Consider the following 385-nt stretch of genomic DNA (forward strand, 5'->3'; position numbering starts at 1 on the left):
GTACGCCGCCGAGCTGACCGACGCCCTCCGCGACGTACTGGCCACGATCGACGCCCGGGGCACACGGCTGGGCGAGCCCGCCGCGTACGGCCCGGCCACGGCCGAGCGGCTGCGGATGGCCACCATCCTGGTCGGCCACATGTGGTCCAGCCTCGGCAGCGACCGCGTCACCGCCCACCAGATGCGGGCCATGAACCGCCAGCTGCGCGAATCCCTCCGCGCGTCCGTCGCCGTCGCCGACGAACTCGGCCACCGCCTCGACGGCCGGGACCCGGACGGCGGCGGCGGGCCCCGGTGCCGGAAGGACGGCACCACGTGACCCCGCGCCGCGCCCGCCCCGCCCAGGACGCCGTGTGGCTCTCCGCCCCGTGCGCGGCGGCCGTAC

1 protein-coding gene is annotated in these 385 nt (G+C 77.9%); it reads left to right on the top strand.

The window, feature by feature from the left end; all coding sequences use genetic code 11:
- Positions 1–319: hypothetical protein (locus RKE29_RS30560; protein WP_312008928.1), on the top strand; the 319-nt coding region annotated here is incomplete at its 5' end.
- Between the last annotated feature and the right edge of the window lie 66 nt (positions 320–385).

Source organism: Streptomyces sp. B1866, from assembly GCF_031932565.1.
In the GTDB taxonomy this organism is placed as follows: domain Bacteria; phylum Actinomycetota; class Actinomycetes; order Streptomycetales; family Streptomycetaceae; genus Streptomyces.